The organism is Nostoc sp. ChiQUE02 (assembly GCF_034531305.2).
Classification (GTDB): Bacteria; Cyanobacteriota; Cyanobacteriia; order Cyanobacteriales; family Nostocaceae; genus Nostoc.
Genome location: NZ_JAVRBN020000009.1, coordinates 114,430 through 139,159, shown reverse-complemented (window position 1 = coordinate 139,159; position 24,730 = coordinate 114,430). Strand labels below are relative to the sequence as shown.

The window sequence follows — 24,730 nt, the reverse complement described above, 5'->3', positions numbered from 1 at the left end:
AGTTAGCGGGAAAGTTGGCATAATAAAATCCCCCCTTCCTACACCCCCTAAAAAAGGAGAATGGGTGAGAGGGGATAACTCAGGGTAATTGTTAGCTTTCGGAAGTTTGCTGAGAGAACTTCTTATGGATAGTTCTAGTGGATTCCCCATCAGCAGCTACCGTTATGAGATAGTCCATTAAACCATCTGAAAAGGGGAGACGTAAGTGGAAAGTACCATCGGGTTTGATTTTGATGGAATGGCCACCAATGTTTACGGTTGTATTTGGTTGGGTTGCTCCGTGAATAATCAACTCAGCATCGGCCACAAACCAAAAATCTTCGTGGGAACGACTGAAAACCCGAACATTAGCTGAACGGGCTATGAGTAACCAAAGATCGCCATCAGCAATATAGCCAATTTCAACCATGTAATCGCGATCGCTCACGGGAATCGCCACAAAGCGATCGCGTGCTACCTCTTCACATTCATACTGCTGTACAAGCTGGGGACTTTGATAACTCAAGTCAATCCCAGTCACATCATAGAGCCGCACTACCAATTGGGAGCCGCCTTGTTGATGCAGCGCTTCGTTCTGAGCCTTGGAAATGTACCAAGAGACATAAGCCCACTTGGGAGTGCGGGGTGTGAGTTCAATACTGCTCTCTTCTTCACTACTCTCTTCTACATCTACCAAGTCAATAGCTGTTTCACTTGTTAACGCTACATTTTCAGTTTCACTTGTTAAGGCTACATTTTCAACGGTGGCATCTGTATGAGCAGAACTGAAGACACGAACTATCGCTGATTCGGCGATGAATAACCAGCGATTGCCATCAGCGACATAGCCAATTTCAGCTATGTAGTCGCGATCGCTGATGGGAATTTCCACAAAGCGATCGTGTGCTGTCTCTTCACATTCATATTGCTGGACAAACTGAGGACTTTGATAACTCATGTCTATCCCAGTTACATCATAGAGCCGCACTACCAATTGATAGCCGCCTTGTTGCCGCAGCGCTAACTTCTTGGTTTCGGAAATCTCCCAAGAAACTTCAGCCCATTGAGAAGTGCGGGGTGTGAGCACAAGACTGCTCTCTTCTTCACCGATCTCTTCTTCGGCATCTACAAAATCAACATCTGTTTCATCCGCGATTTCCACTTCATCAACGATGGGATCTGGATGGACAGGACTGAAAACACGAACAATCGCGGAACGGGCGATGAATAACCAGCGTAGTTCACCGCCGTAGGCATCGCCATCAGCGATATAGCCAATTTCAGCTATGTAGTCGCGATCCGTGAGGGGAATATCCACCAGTCCATCGTCTGCTGTCTCCTCAGATTCATACTGCTTTACAAGGTGGGGACTTTGATAACTCAGGTCTATGCCAGTCACATCGTAGAGCCGCACTAGCAATTTATAGCCGCCTTGTTGCCGCAGCGCTGCTTTCTTGGCTTCGGAAATCTCCCAAGAGACATGAGCCGATGTATAAGTATCTGGCGTGAGGACAATATTGCTCTCTTCATCCGCATCTACCAAACCAGTAGCTGTTTCGGCTGCGATTGGTTCATTATCAACTGTAGTATCAGTTTGTCCTTGGGCATCTGATGCCAAAGTGGTAGCCCAGGCTCCCATCCCTGCACCTGCTGCTAAAGCCGCGGCAGTCAAATCTGTGGAGTCTTCAGCAGCACCTTCCCCAACAGTCGGCTCTGCTGGAGATTCTTGTTTTGGCAAATCGATAGTGGGTTCGGCTGCGTCTGCGATCACATTTAATATATCTTCTGGCAATTCTGGAAAATCGATCAGTGAAGATGTTTGTGTCGCTGACGGTTCCACATTGGCTGCCACTTCGCCAGACTCGGTTAAGGGGAATTCATCTACTGAGGCTGTATCTTCAGTTGAGGTGATACTCTCTAGCCAGTTCAATTCTGCCTGAAGTTCATCATCTCCCTCATCTTCACTAATTGCTGTGTCCCAATATCCAAAATCAGATGTGCCAGAAGTCACATCAGTTAATTTTGTGGGTGGGACTGTCACATCAGATATCTCTTCTGGAATATTGGCCAGGTGAGGATATGAAGTATTTACTACAGCTGCTGGAGCTTCTATGTCCCATTCAACTTGGTCAGACTCAGGAGGATCTATGTCCGGATAATTATTTGGCTCAACCGTCTCATCAATCGCGTCTGTTTCTGTTTCTTTGTTGGTAAAGGCAGACCAGGTAGCCGCCCCAATTCCAGTTGCTAGAGCCGCACCGCCGGTTAAAGCTGCGGCTCCTAAGTTGTTATTTTGCGATCCATTAGCTACGCCCGATGTGCCTTCATAGAGGTTAGAGGTACCATTAGTTGCCTCTTGGACTAAATTTGATGTCCCGTGAGCAGCATTCTCGGCCAGGTCAGATTGTGTTTGAGCATAGATGTTGAAAGGAGTGCGGTCAGGGGTTTCTTGCTCTTGAAAATGCGGTACTGGCTGCTCCTCAAGCATCGCTCCGTTAATGGAGGGATCTGTGCTGGCATCGAGCACCGCCGTTTCTCCATCTTCTGGGCTGGGTGGATGAGGATTTGATTCTGGTAAGTTGTCTGTTTTCTCAGCGGGCAATGAGCGTCTTCCCATAACCCACCATAGTACCCCTCCAGCTACACTCAGAAAAAAGACAGGTAGCAGCAACCAAATTGGTGTTTCCCTGTTGACAATGGGACTGCTTTGTGATGGAGCAGCAGCCACAAAGGGCTGTTCACCAAATACAGAAGTAGTGGCATTAGGAGAAGGCGTAGCAGCTGGTGTCGTTTGAGCATTGGGGGAAGCCGTGACAGCTGGTTGTGATACGCTGGTTGCGATCGCCTCTGCTTCAGCAGTTCTAGCTTGTTCTATAGCCTTCTGTCCTGGGGGTGCCAGGGTAAAGCCGAGAAAATCGACTGTGGTTAAGCTGGGATTTTTTTTGTAAACGTAAACTAAAGGTTGTGAGAAGGGATATCTATCATCATCTGGCAAAGCTTGGTGTAATTGCAGAACTCGCACACCTTTCAATTTCGACACCTGATTAGCTAACACATAGCTGATGCCGTCTTTGCCCAGTTGTTTAATGATTTCTGCGGTATTATCCTCAGTTACTTGGGTAGCATTTGCCCCTGTAGCAAATTCAGCAGTTTTGAAGGCTGGATAAGTACGAAAAGTATCGCGAGTTTCACTCGTGTTCGGGCGATCGATTAACCGAATCTTCCCTGAAGGCGCTCCCAATTGTGACCAGTTTGTAATTTGTCCCCGGAAAATCCGGGCGAATTGTCTACTAGTCAAGCTTTGCTTGAAAGGATTATCTGCACCAACCACGATCGCAATCTTCTCACGGCGCAAGCGAACTTGCTCTAGCCCTTGGGCTTTTTCTGCTGGCGTTAACCCACGCCCCATTGCTACTATGTCGACTTTGCCATCTAGCAAATCTTTCAGTGCCTTATCAGTGCCGTTAGCAGCAACTTCAACCTTTGTGCCGGAAAACTGTTTTTCAAAATTTTCTTTCAGGCTTTGGTTGATTGCACCCAAGCTACCAGAACCGTCAATCCGCACTACTGATCCATTCTGCACTGTTTGCGGCAGTGCAAAAGAGGGAGTTTCAGGTGTAGATTGTGCCAGTATGGGTTCTGATACCATCAGAGTTGCTGCCATAGGGGTCGTAGCTAAAGCAACCCATAATATCAGCCTGACTATCGAAGTATCTTTTTTTTCTTGTTTCCACATAAGCCCATTAATTAAAGTAAAAAATAGAAAGCCTGCCAGTCCTAAATCGCTATCTTTTTAGGGTTGATGAAGGAGACGCGCTAATTATACATCTGAGTTATCTTTACTTCTAATTACTTCACCGCACTTGCATTTATTTATACTTCGCCGTAGCTTGTATAGCATGACAATTTATACTCTAATTGCTAAAGTCTGTTTACTATAAATTTTTCTAAGTTATATTGCAACTTATACCAAGTTGGTAGCTTGTGGCCACAATTATGAATTATTGAATTACTAAAACTGGTAAAGTGTAGCAAATTCAATATTATTTAACAATATTATTTTCAGTAGTACTGAGTTCTGAGTATCCTGATGTCTTAACTGAATACTCTTTGTTCAGCACTTATTTGAGATAACAATGACAATCTGGCTTATCAATCAGTGACTCCACCAAGGCATTTAGGGCAGTAGCAGCTAAAGCGCCACCTCCCAAAGTCCCTTCAACTGTAATAAAAGGTATCCCTTGTTGCATCAGTTGTCGCTTGGCTGCGGGAGCATGGCTAAAGCCAATGGGCATTCCAATTACTAATGCAGGCTGAATTTTCTGGTTGGCAACCGCCTTACAAACTTCTACAAGTACAGAGGGAGCATAACCAACTACCAGGATACAGCCCTGACTTACTTGCTGCAATTTTTCTCGCCATTCTCGATGTTGCCAAAATGCGAGTTCCGCCTCTGTGGCGGTGGTAATATGGGGATTATCAATCAAGGTTTCAGTGCGGCATCCCAAGTGAAGTAATCGAGTTTGATCCAAAGCAGCAGCCACTGTTTGGGTATCGACAACAATCTGACAGCTTGAAGATAGCGCTTCTCGACTAGCTGCGATCGCACCTCGACTCAATTTGATAAAGGACACTAAACTCACATCGCCACAAGCCAAAACCAACTGAGAAATTAAGTGCTGTTCAATTTCCGAACGGTGAGACAAATCAGGTAGTAAGCGTTGTAGCGATTCGGTAAAAGCTTCTGAGTGGGTATGAATTTCGGCATCCAAGCCACTCCACAGGTTTTCCAAACCCCCTAATCCAGCTTGAGTTTCGACATCTAGTAACTTCAGTTGTGCCAAAACTTCCGCCTGGATAATTTGACAATGGCGATCGCGCCCCAATAATCCTTCTAGTGCTGATGCAGTTTGCCGCAGTTGAGAAATTTGTTGCATCACCGCCCGATATTGCTGCTGAAGTTGTCCCATGAGATTAACAGTTGTGTCGGCTTCTGGTTCCACTTCCAAAATGTGACGGATATGGTTTAGCTGAAACCCTTGCTGCTTAAGCGCTACAATCCGTTGCAACCGGAGGACATCTTTTTTGGTGTAGAGACGGTAATTGCTAGGCGATCGCACTGGTTGCGGTAGCAGTCCCAATTGATGATAATGTCGCACCATCCGTGGAGTTAAACCACCTCCTACTGCATCAGTGAGTTCTTTAATAGTTAAGCAACCAGCGTTCATGATTTACTCCAACAACGGCAAAATTCTTTGTAATTCTCCACAAGCCGCCTGAAGAGATGGCGGTGCATTTTCATCCAAACCTTGGTAACACTGATTTACCAAGTTTTCTATAGATGGTTTGCAAGCTGACTCATTGTTAAGAAATTTTGAATATTCTGTTTCTTCATCAACAGTTTCATTTTGTAAATAATGTATCCAAGTTTCAATATTTCTTTTAGGGATAAATATTGCGATCTCTTCTTTAGGCTGACGAACTAGTTGAGAATTTGCAATCAGTGCTTCATCTAATTGATTCAGCCTTTCCTCAATCGTTTTTTTATCCGCATCAATCAGAACTACAAGCATTCCTGAAAGATAGTTTTTGCTACGATATGCTTTTACTTCTGCGGGATAACGCTTTCTGACAAACTGTTCTCCCGAGCCTTTTGGGCAGATTTCAATTCTGAGATTTCTATCTAAAATAAAACCTCGCTTTTTCAGAAAATGCCTAGCAAAAACTTCTTGTTGCTTATCCATAAATTCGCTTTAGCATAGATTTTTTCCTCTTAGTGCAATTTTAAAGCTAACAGTTAAATCGTCCCATTTACCCACATCTCACTTTTGAAAAACGCTTCAAGAACACAGATAAAGATTAAACTTTGCGTACCTTTGCGCTTCACTCAGCGCCCCTCTGCGTTTCAAAATCATTATAAGCCTTGACATTAACATTAATGTCAAGGTTTAGCGTGAGAGAGTCCCTGTTCATTCACCTCTCATGCTCTACCCCCAACGTTTGGGCCAATTCACCAGAGAACACGCAGATACCGTAGCAGCCCTTTTGTGTGGCTTACTACTATTTCTCGGATGGTTCGCCTTACATCTTGGCGCTTTGGGATTGGCGTTCCTGCTGCTACCCGCTGCTTATGTAATTGGTGGTTACGAAAGTGCGCGGGAAGGATTGACTACTCTCTTCAAAGAAAAGGAACTAGATGTAGATTTGCTGATGATTGTGGCAGCGATTGGTGCTGCTAGTCTCGGCTTATGGCGAGGAGAATATCATCTAATTATTGATGGGGCAATTTTGATTCTCATCTTTGCCATCAGTGGTGCATTAGAAGGCTATGCAATGCAGCGAACTGAGCGGAGTATCCGCAGTTTGATGAGTTTGACACCAGATACAGCAAGAGTTTTGCATCAGGGAAGGGAAGAGGAAATTCCGATCAGTCAGCTAAAAGTGGGTGATGAGATTGTTGTCAAACCCGGAGAGCTAATTCCTACTGATGGAATAATTTTATCTGGTTACAGCACCCTCAATCAAGCTGCGATTACAGGCGAGTCTTTACCTGTAGAGAAAACAGTCGGTGAAGAAGTATTTGCTGGTACACTCAACGGCTATGGTGCATTGCAGATTAAAGTACACAAAGCAGCCCAAAGCAGTTTAATTCAGCGGGTGATTCGTTTGGTAGAACAGGCGCAGACAGAAGCACCTCCTTCGCAAGAGTTTATCGATCGCTTTGAAAAGGGATATGCCAAAGTCATTGTAGTAGCCGGAATATTACTGGCAATTTTACCGCCATTTCTCTGGGGTTGGGATTGGGAAACGACGATTTATCGCGCCCTTACTTTCCTGGTGGTAGCTTCTCCTTGTGCGCTGATGGCTGCAATTATGCCCACCCTGCTTTCGGGAATCGCTAATGGTGCAAGACAGGGGATTTTGTTTAAGAATGGAGCGCAGTTGGAGAAGATTGGCAAAGTCCGAGCGATCGCATTTGATAAAACTGGTACTCTAACAACATGTTATCCGTCTTCTACAGCAACAATATCAAACTGTGGCAATGGTAGGCGATGGAATCAATGATGCACCAGCTTTAGCGCAAGCATCTGTAGGTATAGCGATGGGAGTATCTGGTAGCGATGTGGCATTGGAAACCGCAGATATAGTACTGATGGCAGACAGGTTAGAAAAAATTGCTGTAGCGATGCATTTAGGTAGGCGATCGCAAGCCATAGTGAAACAAAATATAGTCGTAGCGTTGGGTTTCATTATGTTGCTTTTGGTGGGCAACTTTCTGGGAAATATTAACCTACCCATCGGCGTCATTGGCCATGAAGGTTCTACAGTGTTAGTTACCCTCAGTGGACTAAGATTGCTTAAATAAAAATTACAAAAGTAGTACTTTGTCAAGCTAATATTAGTTGAAATGAGGTTTTTGCTAGAGAGGGGAGCATCCCAATGCAAGCAAATTTACCAAGATGATAAGTTGTCATTGCGAATGGAGCAAAGCGGAATGAAGCAATCGCAAAGCACAGATGTTGCGATTGCTTCGCTTCACTATGTTACGCTCGCAATGACAATTCATATTTTTGCACATTTGGGATGCTCCCCTAGAGAGCGGCAATAATTACCTATTCCCTATTTCCAGTTAATAGTTCCCTTTCTCTAAAAGTGATTCAGGAATAAAATCGGATTACTATATTATTCGTAGATGCCTTAAAAGAACACTAGTTTATATGTATCACCAATTTTACCAATAGGAGCAGAAGCTGAAATATTTTTATATTCGTCTTGATAGGTTAGATTAGCAATACACTCAAGCTGTACTTTGTCAGCAAGCGTCTTTAAAAATCTCTCTCTATCTGACTCTGACAGATCGGCTTCAACTTCACTTATTGTTACTTGAAAGTCTTTATCCTTAAAGCCAATAAATGGAAGTAAGAGCATTTTCTTGAATAGATTGCCTGCACCTGCATTATTAACCTCTTCAAATGTCTTGTCAGAGAAATACATTAGTTCTAATATGTCTTCTTCAGTTCCGCTTTTGATAGTTGCAGTCAACTCTTGGATGAAAACGCCGAGATTCATCTTGCTTTTACCTCAGAATTAGCTTGAATCATAACAGTTGGAAAAGTGTAATTACAACCAATAGAAAAAAGTAATATATTTCTAAAAATCAAACCATCAGTGTAAAAAGCTGGTGTTTTTTGTTTCAATCTAGCAGCTTTACTCAACTAAAATAGAACTAGCTTCCCATCAATTTAAACTTGACAGATTAGTAGTAGAGCGGGGTAATGGTTTTTGGTGACTGATAACATCGATCGCTATCTTCAACCAATCAACATAAGTTTGCTCTCTTCGGATCACCAACTCCAGCACAAGCCTTTGCATCACCTGCTCACGGTTGGCAGACTCATCACCGAGTAATGGCAAATCAATGGTTTCACATTCGGCAAGTTTTTTGCTTCGAGCCGCCAATTGTTGCTCCAGTAGGTGAATGATGGTTTCATTCGACAACTGATCTGCAAAATGCAACTGGACGAGCAAAGGTTCTCGTACAGTCGGTAAGGGCTGATGAATCCCAAGCCATCGGGCGAATTCGGCTTTCCCTGTCTCCGTCACACTGTAGACTTTGCGGTTGGGGCGATCGCGCTGGATCTCAATCGTACAGGTAATCCAGCCTTGCTCAACTAGCTTATCGAGAGTTCTATAAATTTGTGCCTGGTCTGCTGGCCACAAATGGGCAATGCATTGATCAAAGCAGCTCGTTTTGAGGTCGTAGCCTGTCATTTCTTGCTGCTGAAGAAGACCTAAAATTACGTATGCTAGCGACATTAAGACGGTTTTCCCATAATTGATATTTTCTCGATAGGTTCTACACTATGTACTTCTTATAAGTTTATGCTAATATATGATTAATCAGATATAAGATATAACGGATATAAAAAGATATGTTGATCGTAATGTTTCTTAGCAAGGAAACTAAATACATAAACTGAGGTTGGGCAGATGGCTAATGGTGCTGTTTGTACAAGACGGAGAGAAAGTAGCGATGTCTCTTGAGTGCCGCTCTTGTTGGTTCAGCCTCTCATAGAGAAGAGAAAGCAAGGAAAAGTTCCGATCGGAGTTGCAAGCCTTCTAACGAGTGTCTACGCCACCATTGGATATGCGACTCATCGCTAGCGTATCACTCAAGGAACCAGTTGTTCGGTATAGTCTCATTCGTGATGAATACCGACGCAGAAATTATTTAAGCCATTAAAGACTATTATAACGAGAGGATGGGTAACATTGACTTCTAACACACTTTCACAAAGAATACGTCAACATCAATATCTGCGTGATTTACGAAATAAATTACTCCACCTTCACAAGATGTTGCTAGAAACAGAACGCATTGCCTACGAACAGGTTAGTGGACGAGTATCAAGCGGAGAGCTTCTTCAGCTCGTCATCGCTCATGAACAATTTGCTTGGCTACATCGCATTTCTGAGGTGGTTGTGCAAGTTGATGAAATGCTCGAAGCAGATGAACCAATATTGCTGGACAATTTTCAAAAGTTGATTGATGATGTCCGCACCCTGATTGTACCGTTAGAAACGGGAAATACCTTCGAGAGAAAGTATTACAACGCTCTCCAGCGCGAACCTGCTGCTGTTTTAGCACATGCGGAGATATCCAGATTTCTCACGTCTAAGGTTTAAGGGTAAAGGATTTGCCTGCGATCGCTCATCAAAGCTACCATTATTTACCCAAACAGTGCTGTTAGCGGATAGCTAAGGTTTAGCCCGTGCCCAATAGCGAGTGCTGAGTAAAAAGGTAAGAATTATACTCAGCACTCAATACTCATGAACCAACTGCCACTAAAACCTGAGGTAAGTAAGTCGGCACAATAAAACCAAACAGGACTAAAACTACTTTTCCCCCTTCTCCCTGCCCCCTGCCTTTTTACGCCGACTTACCGATCTCAGCTTTGTGCCATACCGATTGCCCTGTCAGCAGTTCTATAACATCCATCCCATTCCCAATCACACCTGGTACACTCGGATACCCGGCACTTGCCCCTACTAAAAAGAGGTTAGGTAACTCCGTCCTATATCCCAGACGATTTAAACCAACCTGTTTAGGTACTAATTTTGCACCGTAAATATTACCCTGCGGTTGTCCCAGATAAAATTCGCTGGTGGTAGGTGTGCCGTAAACTTTCATCCGAGCGAAATTGTCCACATCTGGAATCAAATCTCGCACACTTGTCATAATCTGCTGATAAACTTCCCGCTTTTTGGCTTTATAGGCTTTTGGGTTAGTTTTGTGCAGATGTTCAAATGGTTTATATGAACACACAGTAGCAATCTCTAAAACATGATGTCCCTCTGGCCCCAATCCTGGTTCGCTAGATTTCATCGTCGGACAAGAGAGGAAAATCCACGGTTGGCTGAAGTTACCTTCTAATTGTTGTTGATATTCTCTGTTCAGATCGCCTGTGGGATAATACCAAATATTCCAGTTACCGATGCCGTAGCGTTCGGGATCGAAGCGGCTATCTAAACCCAGGTAGATATTGAAAGCACTGGCTGAGTATTCGTAACTTGTTAGGCGTTGATGCTCTTTTTGACTCAAGGCTTCAGAATCATGCATTAACTCTACTGTTAATTTGGGATCAAGGTCGCTGATATAAGCTTTCCTGGCGCGATAGATCGTACCACCGGCAAGAATGCTATGGACAGTGTGGTTGCTAACTTGAATATGGTTTACTGGAGTTGAGTATTTGACCACACCTCCACCTGCGGTAATTACGTTTGCAATGGTATCAACAAGGTGTTTGAAGTGATGTTTGGGATAATAAGCGCCTTGTGAGTAGTCCCAAACTAAGGAAGTGTGCGTGAGTAGGGCAATTTCTTGGGGTGGTAGTGCATAGTCACCACTTTGCCCCGCCAGCACTGCTTGCAGTTTAGGCGATAACCCGACATGGTTATACAAATCTTGTAAAGTCCAATTGCGCTTCCAAAATAGATTCAAATATTTTGGTAATTTCAACCAGTCAGACAGATCCCGATCAAACCAGCGTACCTCCTGCACTAGGTTGCGAATTTCTTGGTGGAGTTGCTGAATTTCATTACAGTAACGGTTAATGGCACTAGCTTCTTCTGGAAATGTAGAGAGTAAATGCGATCGCAAATTTTCCCATCCTAAAGGAATTTTGAAATCCGCCTCTGGTGTAATGACTCGATCAATGCAGTTAGGATCGAGGCTATTAAAAGGTACATCTTGGTGAATATAGTCGAGAAATTGGGCTATCGTCTGCCCAGAACCACATTGAGATATGTAATGCACATCAGCACAAAAACGGTATTGCCCGTAATCAAAGGTATGACAACATCCGCCAGGTAAATAATGTTGCTCTAAAACTGCTACCCGATAGCCTTGTCGAGTTAAACAGGCTGCGGCCGAAAGTCCACCCAGTCCGGCTCCCAGAATCACATAATCGAAGATTTCCATATCAGCCTCCTTTGGCAATCTTGATTTCTCTTGATTTCGGTGTTATGGTTTTTTATCGCCGTTTTTTACTTGTAGAAATGCCAAAATACTCAATGGATCTTCACCTAGCTTTGCTGTTTTCATTAAATGAAAATAAGCTAGAAGAACCATTCGTAGAAGGTGTAAGGATTTTGAGCGGTGAGAGTGATAATTCCACTAGTACCAAGTGTTTTAATATTTGGCTGCGGTAATTGTTAGCCAAAAAACTAGCTAATATTTAGATGCCCTGAAGGATGTTTAACTATTCACTGATTTCAAGAAACCGCAAAATTTAGCCGCAAATCTCTATGAAAACTTGCAGATAATTAGCAGGCGATAATTTAAGAATCTAAACCTTTTTCTTTATCCTTTATGTATTTAGATTATCGAAACTATAAATTCTTGTTTAATAATGTTTGCTTTTCTTTATAAAAACTGACTAAATTATGAATGAGCTAAAACTATACAGGGGAGCAGGGGGAGCAGGGGGAGAAGGGGAAGAAGAATTAATAACCAATTCCCAATGCCCAATGACCAATACAACTCTTGGAGAGGCTGCGCCCTAAGCGTAGCTATGCCGCAGGCTTTACGGCTTACCTCGGCTTTGCTCGGCACGAGCCGCTCAGTACAAGTGACCAATGACTAATGACTAATGACTAATGACCTATTTACACCACTTGTAGGACAACAGCAAGCCATAGAATTACTCACTCAGGCTGTCAGACAAAACCGGGTTCCTCCAGCCTACCTATTTGTGGGGCCAGATGGTGTCGGAAGGAGTTTAGCAGCCAGGTGCTTTGTGGAATTGCTATTTTCTAGTGAGATGGGAGTCACTGCATCTTTACAAAACCGTTTGCGTCAGGGGAATCACCCAGCTTTGTTGTGGGTGAAACCAACATACCAATACCAGGGACAACGATTAACAGCAGCAGAAGCAGCTGAGAAAGGACTGAAGCGTAAAGCGCCACCTGTAATTCGGCTAGAGCAAATTCGGGAAATTACCGAGTTTTTAAGTCGTCCACCCTTGGAAGCGCCGAGGAATTTGGTAGTGCTGGAAGAAGCTCAAACAATGGCAGAAGCCGCAGCGAATGCCTTACTTAAAACCTTGGAAGAACCGGGACAGGCGACATTAATTTTAATTGCACCTACACCTGAGTCTGTGTTGCCAACTTTGGTTTCACGCTGTCAACGCATTCCTTTTTATCGCTTAGATGCACAGTCTTTAGCTTTTGTACTCACACAAACAGGTCATCAGGAAATTTTGCAAAATCAGGCAGTATTGAGCATAGCAGCTGGTAGTGCCGGAAGTGCGATCGCATCTTATGAGCAATTACAAGCTATTCCTCGTGAGTTACTCGAAGACTTGAAAAAAGCGCCTAAATCTTACCGTAACGCCTTGGAGTTAGCCAAAAAAATTGATAAGGATTTAGATACAGAAGCACAACTGTGGTTAGTTGATTATCTTCAGCAGTTCTACTGGCAGCAGTGGCATCAACCTAGTATCATCAACCAGCTAGAACAATCTCGTAAATACTTACTTGCTTACGCTCAACCACGCCTAGTTTGGGAATGTCTGCTTTTATCTGTGTATCAAAAATCAGATTCTATTTCTCCTAATCGGAACTGAGTGCGATGCCTAGGTTGGGCTACGCCTACGCATTTCTATAGTTTCTCATCTGCGACAATACTTTCTAGAGGAATCAGGTAATTAAATTAACGTAAGTTCGACGGCTTAATATAGTATCCGTAGAATTCACCTTAAACGAGTACACCAGAAAAACCAATCACTTCAGCCAGATACCGTCCATCTTCTTCTTCAATCTCTATCGTCAAGTTCATAGCCAGTGAATGTATTGTAATAAGAGCGATTCCTGGATAAAACAAAAAATTTATATGACCTCAGTTTCTCCTCACAAAAAAGCCAAAGCCTTAAAATCTACCAGCCGCCGCCCTGCTAAAGAACTCTGTAGCGAGTGCGGACTATGCGATACATACTATATTCACTATGTCAAGGAAGCCTGTGCTTTTATTAATCAGCAAATAGGCGAACTTGAAGAAGAAACGCACACGCGATCGCGCCATCTCGAAAACCCTGATGAACTCTACTTTGGTGTTCACCAAGACATGATGGCGGCGCGGAAACAGCAGCCCATTGAAGGCGCACAATGGACGGGTATTGTTAGCAGCATTGCCATTGAAATGCTCAATCGCAGCTTAGTTGAAGGTGTCGTCTGCGTGCAAAATACTAAAGAAGACCGCTTTCAACCCATGCCCGTCATCGCCCGAACCCCAGAAGAAATTCTAGCGGCACGAGTAAACAAACCAACACTTTCCCCAAATCTTTCTGTATTGGAACAGATAGAAAAATCGGGGATGAAGCGGCTATTAGTAATTGGTGTTGGTTGTCAAATCCAGGCATTACGAGCCGTAGAAAAACAACTGGGTTTAGAAAAACTGTATGTTTTGGGTACGCCCTGCGTAGATAATGTTAACCGCGCTGGACTGCAAAAATTCTTAGAAACCACCAGCCGATCGCCTGAGACAGTTGTGCATTACGAATTCATGCAAGACTTCCGGGTTCACTTCAAACATGAGGATGGCTCATCTGAAACTGTGCCTTTCTTTGGTTTGAAGACTAACAAACTTCAAGATGTCTTTGCACCGTCTTGTATGAGTTGCTTTGATTACGTCAACTCCCTAGCAGATTTAGTCGTTGGCTATATGGGCGCACCCTTCGGCTGGCAGTGGATTGTAGTCAGAAATGACACAGGTAAGGAAATGCTGGATTTGGTGAAAGACCAGTTAGATACTCAACCAGTGATGTCTAAAGGCAACCGCAAGGAAGCTGTACAGCAAAGTATTCCCGCTTACGATAAAGGCGTTACCCTCCCGATGTGGGCAGCAAAACTGATGGGTGTGGTCATCGAAAAAATCGGCCCCAAGGGTTTAGAATATGCGCGGTTTTCGATTGATTCTCACTTTACTCGAAATTATTTGTATGTGAAGCGAAATCATCCAGAGAAATTAGAGGCGCATGTTCCAGAGTTTGCCAAGCGTATTGTTGGGCAATATAAATTACCAGAATAAAAGAGAATCTGGGGCATTGAGAAGAGGTAGAGGGGCAGGGGGAAAGAGGACAAGGAGCAGGGGGCAGGGAGAAAAGGGGAAAAAGAACCTGTTATCAAGCCTTTCACTTTCCCATTGCACCCTGCACCCTGCTCCCTACTCCCTTGCCTCTTCCTGCTCCCTTGTTTCTTACCCACTCCCCTCTCAGTTGTAACTACTAGCTTGACGAGTAAACATCAAGTGATACTGTCTGCCTAATGCAATGAGTTCGTCATGAGTGCCTACCTCGATAATTTGACCGTGTTCTAGTACTACTACTCGGTCTACTAGTTTTGCCAAGGCGAGGTGATGGCTGACTACAACGGCTATTCTTCCCTTGGCTAGGGTACGCAAAATGTTATAAATCTCATGTTCTGTTTTCGGGTCAAGGTTCGCTGTTGGCTCGTCAAGTATGAGGAGTTCGGCTGGAGACAGTCGCAGGCATCACACAGGTGAGTAAGAGAAAATTTTGATAATTGGGCAACAATTTTCCGAAATTGCTAACTTAAGTTTGGTAGTTATTACCAGAACACTAATTTATGAATAACTTCTATAACTAGCCTTGGGGGAATATGGCCCCACAAAAACCTGGTCTTCGTGACCGGGTTTTTTGGCATGGGTAAATTAACAGCCATCAAAAGCGAAACCCAACCTTAATTTGATTGTGACCGAACCATCCACACCAAAATACCTAAGATTTGTTCTACTGGCGGAATTAAATATTCAGTTAAATCAATAGTTACAGTGCTATCCTCCAACTTGAGGAAAGTCCACAGGTTGCCACTAGTAACACTACCGTAGATAGTAGCAATAGCTTTTTCGTATTTGGCATTAAACCTTTGGGCGGCGATCATTTCTGCGATACACTGCCCCAAACCACCTTTAAGATTTTCCTTTTTGGCTTCCACAATCACCACTGCTGGGGCTTCAATAAATAATTGTTCAGGGGAAATGCTAATCAGAAAGTCGCAAAATCCAGCCAGTCCAACTTCTGGTTCAACATTAAATTCTTCTCCAGAAAAGAAACTAATTTGTCTGTTAAGAATTTTTCGGACTTCAAATAATATTGGGCTGATAATCAATTCTGATCTAGCTTTTTCAGAACCCATTGCAATTGCTAACTGGATACTTTCTGCTAAAAATTCAGCCAGTAGGGGACTAGGTGAAATTGATTCTATAGGAGGCAAAAATCGCCCACCTTCTACTAAGGTGAGATTAAAGTCTTGTTTTACTTTTCTTAAAGAAAATTCTCTATAGGACATCAAGTGTCTCCTAATGACATCCCCTCTCCGCACTGCGAAGAGGGGTTGGGGTGAGGTTATGCCGGATAAATCCGTAAGCGGCGATTTGGTTCTTCACCAAAACTATGCGACTTGAGGCGATAATGTTCCACCAACTCATGCTGCATTTTGCGGACTTGGGGAGAACGCGGCAATAACTCGACTGGCTGTCCTTTAGGAATCACAATTTGCTCAACAGCAAGTCTCGCTTCTTCCAAGGCATCCATCTCATCATCGCTACCATTGTGCAAAAACAGTTGCAGTTCTCGGTCATCGGCCATTTCTGGGTCGTCGATGTTCAGCAACCGCCGCAAACCACGGGTAATTTGGGGAATGGTGCTGGACTTAATCATGTGGATGGGTACATGACGGGCTTTAGCCATTTGGCGTAATTTGGCGTGGTTTTTGACGTGCGATCGCAGTGCTAAAATTGCATCTGCACTATCTATATCTTTTGTCAATACCACGGGCAAAGTTAGCACGCTAATCACCTGTTCCAGTTGGTGGCGGCTAACGCCATAAGGGTAAACGTGCAATGGCAAATCTTCACCATTGGGCCCTGGCACTCTTGTAGCAGCATCCAAATCAATGCTCTCAGAATAATTGAAAGATTCATCCAGCAAACGATCAAACTCACTGCGTCCAGTCACCCGCTCTACAGGCAATTGTGGCAATGCTACCATTTGTCCAGATGAACGCCAGCCATTAGACTGTCGCGCTGGTGGGAAAGAATCCTCCACTGTTCCTAGCTGTCCACCACGACCGTTGACAACAGCTAACTGCCTTGTAACCGCAATTTTGCCGTGGTCATCAACGGTTCTCGTTTGTGGAGTAGGTTGACGACCCCGCAACAGATTATCTACGGTGTCAGCAACACTTTCGTGTACTGTCCAGCGTTGGCGTTCCAACATTTCCACAGCAATCTCGAAGGTAGGCGGGGCTTTCCGCTCCAAAACAGTCTTTTGAGAGCCTCGCCGTCTGGCTTCATCGTCTCCCAGTGTCACAGCTTGGATACCCCCAACTAAATCAGCCAGGGTGGGGTTTTTAATCAGGTTTTCGATCTGATTTCCGTGGGCAGTACCTACCAACTGTACACCCCGTTCCGCAATGGTACGAGCCGCTAAAGCTTCCAGTTCCGTGCCAATTTCATCAATGACAATGACCTCTGGCATGTGGTTCTCCACTGCCTCAATCATCACCTGATGCTGTTGATTTGGATGAGCCACTTGCATCCGCCGAGCGCGACCAATGGCGGGATGGGCAACATCACCATCCCCAGCAATTTCGTTGGAGGTGTCAATAATCACTACTCGCTTATGCAAATCATCCGCTAAAACACGGGCAATCTCCCGTAAGGCAGTAGTTTTGCCCACGCCTGGACGCCCCAGCATGAGAATCGATTTACCAGTTTCTACCAAATCGCGGATCATGCCAATGGTTCCGAATACCGCTCGACCAACGCGACAGGTCAAGCCAATAATCTTACCCGTGCGGTTGCGGATGGCGCTAATCCGATGCAAAGTTTGCTCAATTCCTGCCCGATTATCTCCGCCAAAGATTCCGACTCGTTGAATGCAATCATCTATCTGTTCTTGAGTAACGGGTACTTCGCTCAGATACTCAGCTTGATTAGGAAAGCGAGCCTCTGGGCGACGACCCAAATCCAAGACCACTTCTACTAAACTATCTCGTTTGGGATGACTCTCTAGTACTTGTCGCAGGTCTTGGGGCAAAATGTCTAATAACTTTTGGAGATCGTCTGTAATCGTCATGCTTTCTATGGTGACGTTTTTAGAGATAGCGAGGACATTTGCGTGCAGGAGAAACCGCCCTGGGTATTTTTCCGAACGAGCAATTAACGCTCCTGCTGTGACTTGATCTGGGAAACGAGAGAATGGGCAAGTTCTACAGCTTGCCAAAGTAATATGTCATCTTCTTCTAGGCGAACAGTCGCCTTCACATTGGTGTTACTTACCTCCTTATTCTCTAACTGTTCGAGAATTGGTGACAGCAGTACACGGGCGTAGCTACCATAGGCGACCCCGGCGATGGAGGCAGAGGGGCACTTAGCTGGGGGCAGAGGAGAAAAGTTTTCTCCCTTGCTCCCAGCTAAGTGCTCCCCTGCCTCTTTGAGCAGTCCCATTGCTTTTAACTTAGCAACGGTATACCTATTTGTGCCGCCTGCTAACTGCACATATCCCGGCAACTTAGCTGCCAAAACTTTCTGCCCTAATTTCACCGCGGCTATTGTGGTGCCATCGCCAATATCACCACTCATGGGACGACCGTCGGTTTGCCAAATTAAAGCACCCTTGAGTGGAGCAATCAGGTCATACAGCGCTCTCAGGTAGTCAGTCATCCCCTCGCCATCGGGACAACTGATGGCTAGTAACTTTAATTGATCGACCCACGGTAAAATTGCTTGCCATAATTGCTCAAATTCTGCCAAACGCCCGACTTGTGTATGGATTTCTACGGCATCTACTCCCGTTGACATTACCAATGGCGCGATCGCTCCCGGCGTTGTTACAGTTGACGATGTATAAATTATATCGTATGGGCAAACTGGTATGCAACGACCACAGCCATAGCACTTTTCGGATACTACTCCTGAGAAGTCTTCTTTTATATTGTTAAACACAATTGCTTGTGCCGGACAAATCCGTTCACAGGGTCTAGGACAGTCTGTAGGACACTCAGTAGGATTAAATTCTGCTTTCCGAAAATGGGGGTCTTCTCCATCGTTCAGGCTGACCATCAAAAATGGTGAGTTGCCTTTGTAGTCAAAGCCTCGCTTTTGGGCATCCTTAGCCAGAGATTTGGCGACTTGTAGCCCTGCTTGCGCCGCTGCAATCACCGCTGGATCAGCTGCAACATCTATGCAGTCAGCGCCCGCCAAAGTATAGGCTAACGTTAAACTTCTGACTGCCGGCAAATGCTGGAAGCTGGCTCCGCAGATCAGCTTGAACCAGTCACCTTGTTTGAGAGATTGTAAAGGGGCGAACAGATCAGTCACTATTCTATTATGCGTTTATACGACTAAAAATAGTAGTCTGCGATCAAGAAAAAGTCCGGATTTCCTGATTTTATGGATTGGGGAACTCGGTACCCCCTCTAGGGATAAGGGGCAATGGGGATTGGGGCATTAATTATTTCTCCCTTTGTATGACTTATGCCCCAATCTATTAAGGGTGGGGCGCAAGATTATTTAATCAAGGGTTAATTAACACAATACTTCGGACAAAATTAAGCAGCAATAACGCCGTAAGCTCGTAAGTTTTGATAGTTAGGATGGGATTTAATTACAGTTGGCGAGAGTCTTAACTTTGAAATAAAAGTGTCGAGCAAATGGTCATTAAGTGCGCGTCGTTTGATACTCGCCATCGAAAAGACAAAGGGTTTTTGACCCAACTGCTGCCGATTAGCATCGAGCTTGGCAATATTGAGGGCAGCAAAACTGGCATTAAAATGAAAGTCAAGCTTTTTGACATCACGGGCTTGACTTTCACTCAGTCCAGTAAACTGTTTAGCATCACGGAAGATAAATACGAGAGTGAAAGCGCAGCTTGTAGAAACGATAAATCTCGCAATCTTGGAGTGGTTTGTGCGCCGTTGGCAAATGGAAGTTACCTTTGAAGAAGTTAGAGCACACTTAGGTATGGAAACCCAACTTTGTCTTTGGTCAGACTTGGCAATTGCTCGCACAACACCTGCATTGTTGGGGTTATTTTCTTTAGTAACTATATTAGCTCATCACTTACAAACGCATTTTTCTTGGCAAGTTCGGCAAACTATTTGGTACTCAAAATCTTTACCAACTTTTTCGGATGCACTCGCTTTGGTGCGTCGATTTTTATGGGCTAGCACTTTTTCAATGTCAGCTGAAACCACTGATACGGTAAAAGTCCCTCGCGCCTTATTTGAACGTTTGAGGGATATAGCTGTTTATGCGGCTTAATTGGATAAAGTCGAGCTTAGAGTTTATTATTGCAATATTTTGTTGATTGGAAGAGTTGCTGACAGAAAAACTTTTACAATTTCTGCCCTGCGTAAATCGATCGCACTTCGCCGTTACGCCGGATGACTGCTTCGCCATTACTGACATCTACTAGTGTCCAACCGCTTGAGCCAATACTTTCACCCATATTGATGCGGCGAGTCACGCCATCGATTTTAAATAAAGCGGCAGATTTGTTGCCCAACTCTAGCAATCCCTCCAAGGTATTGCTAGGAGCCTCTGCGATCGCAGTTGGCGGATATACTTGTTCCTGGGTAATAGTTGGTTCTGACTCTGGTGCGAGTGCAGCACGCAATGGAACTACTGGTAATGCAGGCAGAGGCTTGGGTGTTTGTCGCACGCTAATGGGTGCAGTTTTCGCCGCCACAGGTTTGAGTTCGGCTCGGACAGCAGCAGCTAACATGTTGACGGTTACAGGCTTGGCAGCTTGTCGCACTGTATTCAGCGCAGTTTTCACAACATTAGGTTGAGAACCCCGTAATGCACTGGCAACTTGTGGTAAAAGTGTGGGAGTCCCAGGAATAGCCGGCAGGGCATAGCGCATTGGCGACGGCGCTTGATAAACGGGAACATAGATGCGCTCAACAACACTTCCAGAACGGTTAGGAGCTGGTGGTGTATTGTTAGCTAAAAGTGGAAGTGGTGGTAGATTACCAGTTACTCGCTCACGAGCAAGAGCTATTTGGTTAGTATTTGCCTGACTGGAGAATCCTGGGCTGACAGATTTTTGATTGGGCGTTGTTTCTTGCTTATCTATAACTGCCAGTGCTCCCAGCATATAGTCAACTAACTCTGCCTCAATTTCTGTTTTTACGGGCAACTGTGACTGCGGTTGTGGTACTAGAAGAGCTGGCTGGGTCAAGTTGGTATTTAAAAGATATACGACTCCAGACTGTACCAGGTAGATAATACCAGCGATCGCCACGCCTAAAGTTGTTCCTACAATTAGCAGTTTACCCAACGTACGGCTACTTTTCTGACGCTTTCTACTAACTGGCGTAACGGTGGCACTGTCAAACACAACGGTACTCAATTGCTTATGTTTATTTTGAGCAACCGACTGTACTGGCTGGTTCAGTGTGTTTGGTAAAATAATCTGCGGCATCGTAACTGTTTGCAGCACGTTTTCTGGAGGCGACTGGCGTTGAGGTTGAGGGGAAACCCCAGCAACAGACTGGCTCGATTTTTTCTGATTACTGTGCCTAACGGTTTGAGAAGGCAGATTACCACTAAAATCCAGAATGCAGTCGATATCGGCAAAGAGTTCATCCATTAGGCCATCAGCATAGTTTTCTATCGACCAAGGCTCGTTGGCGATTAAGTCTTCTGATGGTTCTGGTATTATGAGACGGGTGCTGGCTTCTTTTAACATAGACGTTCTCGGTTGTTGCTGCTAGGACGGAGAAACGCCGCCCCTACTACCTCTTAATTAGGATTATTAATCAAACACCCAATCCCCGCCCTATTGAGAGGAGTTGATTGAGTGTTGGTATTAAACTCAACTTTCATCTGGGGATTGTTGATGATGCCACTACTAATCTTTATGTCATCTATCATACCAATCTCCTTCCCTACTACTATACTCAGTCTTTCTCGCGCTTGTGTTAAGCTAACGCTGGAAACTCTGACTGGCTCTTGCTTCTACGCAATTCTAGATATAATAATAAGGCATTAATATCGGCTGGGTTCACACCACCTATACGTGCAGCTTGACCAAGAGTGAGTGGTTTTACGTGAGTCAGCTTTTCCCGTGCCTCTTTAGAAAGAGTATCAATTGTTGTATAATCCAAATCCCCAGGTAACTGGCGGTGCGCTTGGCGGGCAATTTGGTCAATCTGATTTTGTTGCCTAGCGAGATAGCCAGAATACTTGATGTCAATTTCTGCGCCTTCTTTCTCGGCGCGGTTGAGGTTGAGGTTGCCCAGTCCGAACCTGTCGAGGTCAACGTAATGGAAACCCGGACGCCGCAGCAAGTCATTAAGGGTAATTGAACCTTTAATTGCTTGTTGGGTATTAGATGCGATCGCTATTCCCATTTCATCATGTTCTTTGACTCGTGTAGCTTGCAATCTCTGTTTTTCTGTAGTAATATTCGCTTGTTTTTGGGTAAATAGATCCCAGCGGCGATCGTCAATTAAACCAATTTCCCGTCCCAAGGGTGTTAGGCGTTGGTCGGCATTGTCAGAACGCAATATCAATCGGTACTCTGACCTACTGGTAAGCATCCGGTAAGGTTCCCGCAGGTCTTTTGTACACAGGTCATCAACTAGCGTCCCAATATAACTTTGCTCGCGGGCAAAGACAATCATTTCTTGAGAGCGAACAAATCGAGATGCGTTAATTCCCGCCACAAGTCCTTGAGCTGCGGCTTCTTCATAACCTGTAGTACCGTTAATCTGCCCAGCACAAAACAGTCCGGCAATCTTCTTGGTCATTAATGTGGGGTAACACTGAGTTGCAGGTAAATAGTCATATTCCACAGCATAGGCGGGACGCAGCATCACACATTTTTCCAAACCGGGAAGAGTCCGCAACATTTGCAACTGCAAATTTTCTGGTAACCCTGTAGAAAACCCTTGGATATACAGTTCGGGTATATCTCTTCCTTCCGGTTCAATAAAGATTTGGTGGCTTTCTTTATCAGCAAAGCGCACAATTTTGTCTTCAATACTGGGACAATAACGCGGCCCTTTCGCTTCTACCCAACCGCCATAAACTGGCGACAGGTGCAAATTATCCTGAATTAGGCGATGGGTTTCGGTAGTTGTGCGGGTGATGTAGCAAGGCATCTGTTCCCGTTCTACCCACGCATCTGGGTCAAAGCTAAACCAGCGCACATCGTCATCACCTGGCTGGATGAGCATTTTACTATAATCTACCGATCGCTTGTCTACCCGTGCTGGAGTTCCAGTTTTAAGTCTTCCAGTTTCAAATCCCAGGCGATTCAGAGTTTGTGTCAATCCCTCAGCCGCAAACTCCCCAGCCCGTCCCGCCGGCATTGATTTATTACCAACCCAAATTTTGCCTCCCAGGAAGGTGCCAGTTGTCAAGATGACTGCTTTACACTGGAACCCCACACCAAAATAAGTTTCAACGCCGATGACTTCACCGTTAGCGCCCAGTACCAAGTCTGTTGCCATACTTTCGCGGATTGTCAAGTTTTCTTGGTTCTCAACAATATTTTTCATCACCGCTGCATATTCGCGCTTGTCCGTCTGGGCGCGTAATGCCCAAACAGCAGGCCCTCGTGAAGAGTTGAGGATACGTTTTTGTAGGTAGGTGCGGTCTGCTACTTTACCAATTTCTCCGCCGAGTGCATCTACCTCATGAGTCAACTGGGATTTAGCCGGTCCACCCACCGCTGGGTTACAAGGTTGCCAAGCGATTTTATCCAAGTTGAGCGTCAATAGCAGGGTACGACAACCGAGGCGTGCAGAGGCAAGAGCTGCTTCGCAACCGGAGTGACCTGCACCGACGACTATGACATCAAAAGCGTCTTGGAATTCAACGGAATTGTGCATGGTCATACTTACAGGATCGGCAAGCTTAGAGTTCTTTTCAATTTTAACTGTTCCAGTGGTTTCATGGATGTATCTTTCTGATAAAAAAGTTATCTAATTTACTAGTACTCAACAAAGACAATTTTCTATTTTTAAACTTGAGTATTAAGTAAAAAAGATTATATTTTTTAAATTTTATGGCAATCTTCCGGGTTGTCGCTCAAAGCTATTGTTCACATGGGTAGCAATCAAAACAAAATAATTGATTACTGGTATGGCTGAGATATTTTGTATAACTTTTATAAAATTGCAAGCAAATACCAATTAATTATCTATTTTAATTTCTATTATTTATCTTTTTAACTAATCAGTAAGAGATATTTGTAACAAGTAAGCCTCTTAATTTTATTTTGAATCAACTAAGCAATTATTTAAAAATGAAACTCCCCATCAAAAAGAAAAGAATAATTAATAGAATTATCAAAAAGGCAACTTTCATTAGTATAGTTATCTTGATGATTTTTGTCTTAGTAGCTAGTAATGAGATTACCCACCACAAATTGGCTAGAACTGCCCAACCATTAAATGTATGCTTGAGTACTGATTCATTTCCTTGTACAGATATTCCTAAAGAGCCAACATCAAAAGCATTTCTTCCCAATCCAGAATTAAATGCTCAACAGCGCTTTTTATCTGCGATCGCTAGAAAGTTATCCACAATTCCCCAGCCTGGTACTTATGAATATACTTTGCTGCGGACGTATGGCGCGGTCTTTGTAAATCAAGATGTCGAAATTAAACTACCGCAGAAAGATATCTTTGCGAATGAACAAGAGACCCAAGAGTTTCAAGCTACTTTAACAATGGGTCATGTGGATGGCACTAACGACTGTTACTTACAAAAATCAGCTGCTAATGCTTTAAATAAAGCACGAATTCAGCAACAGATCCCGCTAAAATCTGGTTATGGTTCTGGTGATTGTACTCGGACTTTCAACACGAATTTAAGATTTTGGCACAAATATGCCAATAATCAAATTTTGACAAAAGTTCAACAGGGTAAAGAAACAAAAATCCTCGGTTTGGTTGCACCTCCCGGAACTTCACAACATCTCTGGGGATTAGCAATTGATTTACGCGTAGGCAGTAAAGAACAAAGAAAAGCTCTTAATCAAAATGGTTGGTTTCAAACTGTAGAAAATGATGTTCCACATTGGACTTATGTAGGTTTAACTGAAGATAATTTACCTCTATTTGGTTTTAATAAACAAGTTGTCCGAGGCATTACTTATTGGATTACGCCACTTTAATAGTTAGATAGCAATGAAAACTTGGTAATAATAATTTA

18 protein-coding genes and 1 pseudogene are annotated in these 24,730 nt (G+C 44.1%); 6 read left to right on the top strand and 13 right to left on the bottom strand.

Annotated elements, in window-relative coordinates:
- Positions 1–91 precede the first annotated feature (91 nt).
- The 3 genes from RM347_RS12280 to RM347_RS12270 all read right to left on the bottom strand — a co-directional run bounded on the left by RM347_RS12280 (position 92) and on the right by RM347_RS12270 (position 5,723).
- On the bottom strand, positions 92–3,715 hold the full coding sequence (locus RM347_RS12280) for a DUF4912 domain-containing protein (RefSeq protein WP_322716542.1): 3,624 nt from the start codon (positions 3,713–3,715) through the stop codon (positions 92–94).
- 385 nt (positions 3,716–4,100) lie between these two features.
- Complete coding sequence (locus tag RM347_RS12275) at positions 4,101–5,207, bottom strand: precorrin-8X methylmutase (RefSeq protein ID WP_322716541.1); 1,107 nt, start codon at positions 5,205–5,207, stop codon at positions 4,101–4,103.
- 3 nt (positions 5,208–5,210) lie between these two features.
- Complete coding sequence (locus tag RM347_RS12270) at positions 5,211–5,723, bottom strand: hypothetical protein (protein ID WP_322716540.1); 513 nt, start codon at positions 5,721–5,723, stop codon at positions 5,211–5,213.
- 238 nt (positions 5,724–5,961) lie between these two features.
- Between RM347_RS12270 and RM347_RS12265 the strand changes: the two are divergent.
- Positions 5,962–7,345 (top strand): annotated as a pseudogene (locus RM347_RS12265) (HAD-IC family P-type ATPase).
- A 332-nt stretch (positions 7,346–7,677) separates the two neighbouring features.
- Here RM347_RS12265 and RM347_RS12260 read toward each other — a convergent pair.
- The gene (locus RM347_RS12260; protein ID WP_322716538.1) at positions 7,678–8,049 is read right to left on the bottom strand and encodes a hypothetical protein; all 372 of its coding nucleotides are present in this window, start codon (positions 8,047–8,049) and stop codon (positions 7,678–7,680) included.
- A 168-nt stretch (positions 8,050–8,217) separates the two neighbouring features.
- Entirely contained in the window at positions 8,218–8,796 is a 579-nt protein-coding gene (locus RM347_RS12255) for a PadR family transcriptional regulator (protein WP_322716537.1), read from the bottom strand.
- Positions 8,797–9,252: 456 nt separating this feature from the next.
- Between RM347_RS12255 and RM347_RS12250 the strand changes: the two genes are divergently transcribed.
- Positions 9,253–9,666 carry a hypothetical protein gene (locus RM347_RS12250; protein ID WP_322716536.1) on the top strand — a complete coding sequence of 138 codons (414 nt, stop codon included), beginning with the start codon at positions 9,253–9,255 and terminating at the stop codon, positions 9,664–9,666.
- A 244-nt stretch (positions 9,667–9,910) separates the two neighbouring features.
- Here RM347_RS12250 and RM347_RS12245 read toward each other — a convergent pair whose 3' ends face one another.
- Positions 9,911–11,461: a phytoene desaturase family protein gene (locus tag RM347_RS12245; protein WP_322716535.1), complete on the bottom strand. Its 1,551-nt coding sequence runs from the start codon at positions 11,459–11,461 to the stop codon at positions 9,911–9,913.
- Positions 11,462–12,131: 670 nt separating this feature from the next.
- On the opposite strand from RM347_RS12245, the gene RM347_RS12240 reads away from it, so the two are divergent.
- Together RM347_RS12240 and RM347_RS12235 are read left to right on the top strand one after the other, a co-directional pair.
- Complete coding sequence (locus RM347_RS12240) at positions 12,132–13,106, top strand: DNA polymerase III subunit delta' (RefSeq protein WP_322716534.1); 975 nt, start codon at positions 12,132–12,134, stop codon at positions 13,104–13,106.
- Between the two features lie 266 nt (positions 13,107–13,372).
- Positions 13,373–14,566, top strand: a complete 1,194-nt coding sequence (locus RM347_RS12235) for a Coenzyme F420 hydrogenase/dehydrogenase, beta subunit C-terminal domain (RefSeq protein ID WP_322716533.1) — start codon at positions 13,373–13,375, stop codon at positions 14,564–14,566.
- 183 nt (positions 14,567–14,749) lie between these two features.
- Here RM347_RS12235 and RM347_RS12230 read toward each other — a convergent pair whose 3' ends face one another.
- From RM347_RS12230 to ldpA, 4 genes are all read right to left on the bottom strand, one after another.
- Complete coding sequence (locus RM347_RS12230) at positions 14,750–14,938, bottom strand: hypothetical protein (RefSeq protein ID WP_322716532.1); 189 nt, start codon at positions 14,936–14,938, stop codon at positions 14,750–14,752.
- Positions 14,939–15,237: 299 nt separating this feature from the next.
- Positions 15,238–15,846, bottom strand: coding sequence for a hypothetical protein (locus RM347_RS12225; protein WP_322716531.1), 609 nt, complete (start codon positions 15,844–15,846; stop codon positions 15,238–15,240).
- A 56-nt stretch (positions 15,847–15,902) separates the two neighbouring features.
- On the bottom strand, positions 15,903–17,636 hold the full coding sequence (locus tag RM347_RS12220) for a R3H domain-containing nucleic acid-binding protein (RefSeq protein ID WP_322716601.1): 1,734 nt from the start codon (positions 17,634–17,636) through the stop codon (positions 15,903–15,905).
- Between the two features lie 83 nt (positions 17,637–17,719).
- Positions 17,720–18,880, bottom strand: a complete 1,161-nt coding sequence (gene ldpA / locus RM347_RS12215; RefSeq protein WP_322716530.1) for a circadian clock protein LdpA — start codon at positions 18,878–18,880, stop codon at positions 17,720–17,722.
- Between the two features lie 537 nt (positions 18,881–19,417).
- On the opposite strand from ldpA, the gene RM347_RS12210 reads away from it, so the two are divergent.
- Positions 19,418–19,822 (top strand): hypothetical protein, encoded by a 405-nt coding sequence (locus RM347_RS12210; RefSeq protein WP_322716529.1) that lies wholly within the window; start codon positions 19,418–19,420, stop codon positions 19,820–19,822.
- Positions 19,823–19,895: 73 nt separating this feature from the next.
- On the opposite strand, the gene RM347_RS12205 is transcribed toward RM347_RS12210, so the two are convergent.
- Genes RM347_RS12205 through mnmG form a run of 3 tightly spaced genes read right to left on the bottom strand, consistent with a single transcriptional unit; the run spans position 19,896 to position 23,409 of the window.
- Complete coding sequence (locus RM347_RS12205) at positions 19,896–21,254, bottom strand: hypothetical protein (protein WP_322716528.1); 1,359 nt, start codon at positions 21,252–21,254, stop codon at positions 19,896–19,898.
- A gap of 53 nt (positions 21,255–21,307) precedes the next feature.
- Positions 21,308–21,439: a hypothetical protein gene (locus tag RM347_RS12200; protein WP_322716527.1), complete on the bottom strand. Its 132-nt coding sequence runs from the start codon at positions 21,437–21,439 to the stop codon at positions 21,308–21,310.
- A gap of 47 nt (positions 21,440–21,486) precedes the next feature.
- Positions 21,487–23,409: a tRNA uridine-5-carboxymethylaminomethyl(34) synthesis enzyme MnmG gene (gene mnmG / locus RM347_RS12195; RefSeq protein ID WP_322716526.1), complete on the bottom strand. Its 1,923-nt coding sequence runs from the start codon at positions 23,407–23,409 to the stop codon at positions 21,487–21,489.
- Positions 23,410–23,819: 410 nt separating this feature from the next.
- Here mnmG and RM347_RS12190 point away from each other — a divergent pair, with 410 nt between their 5' ends.
- Entirely contained in the window at positions 23,820–24,692 is an 873-nt protein-coding gene (locus RM347_RS12190) for a D-alanyl-D-alanine carboxypeptidase family protein (RefSeq protein ID WP_322716525.1), read from the top strand.
- Positions 24,693–24,730: the final 38 nt, after the last annotated feature.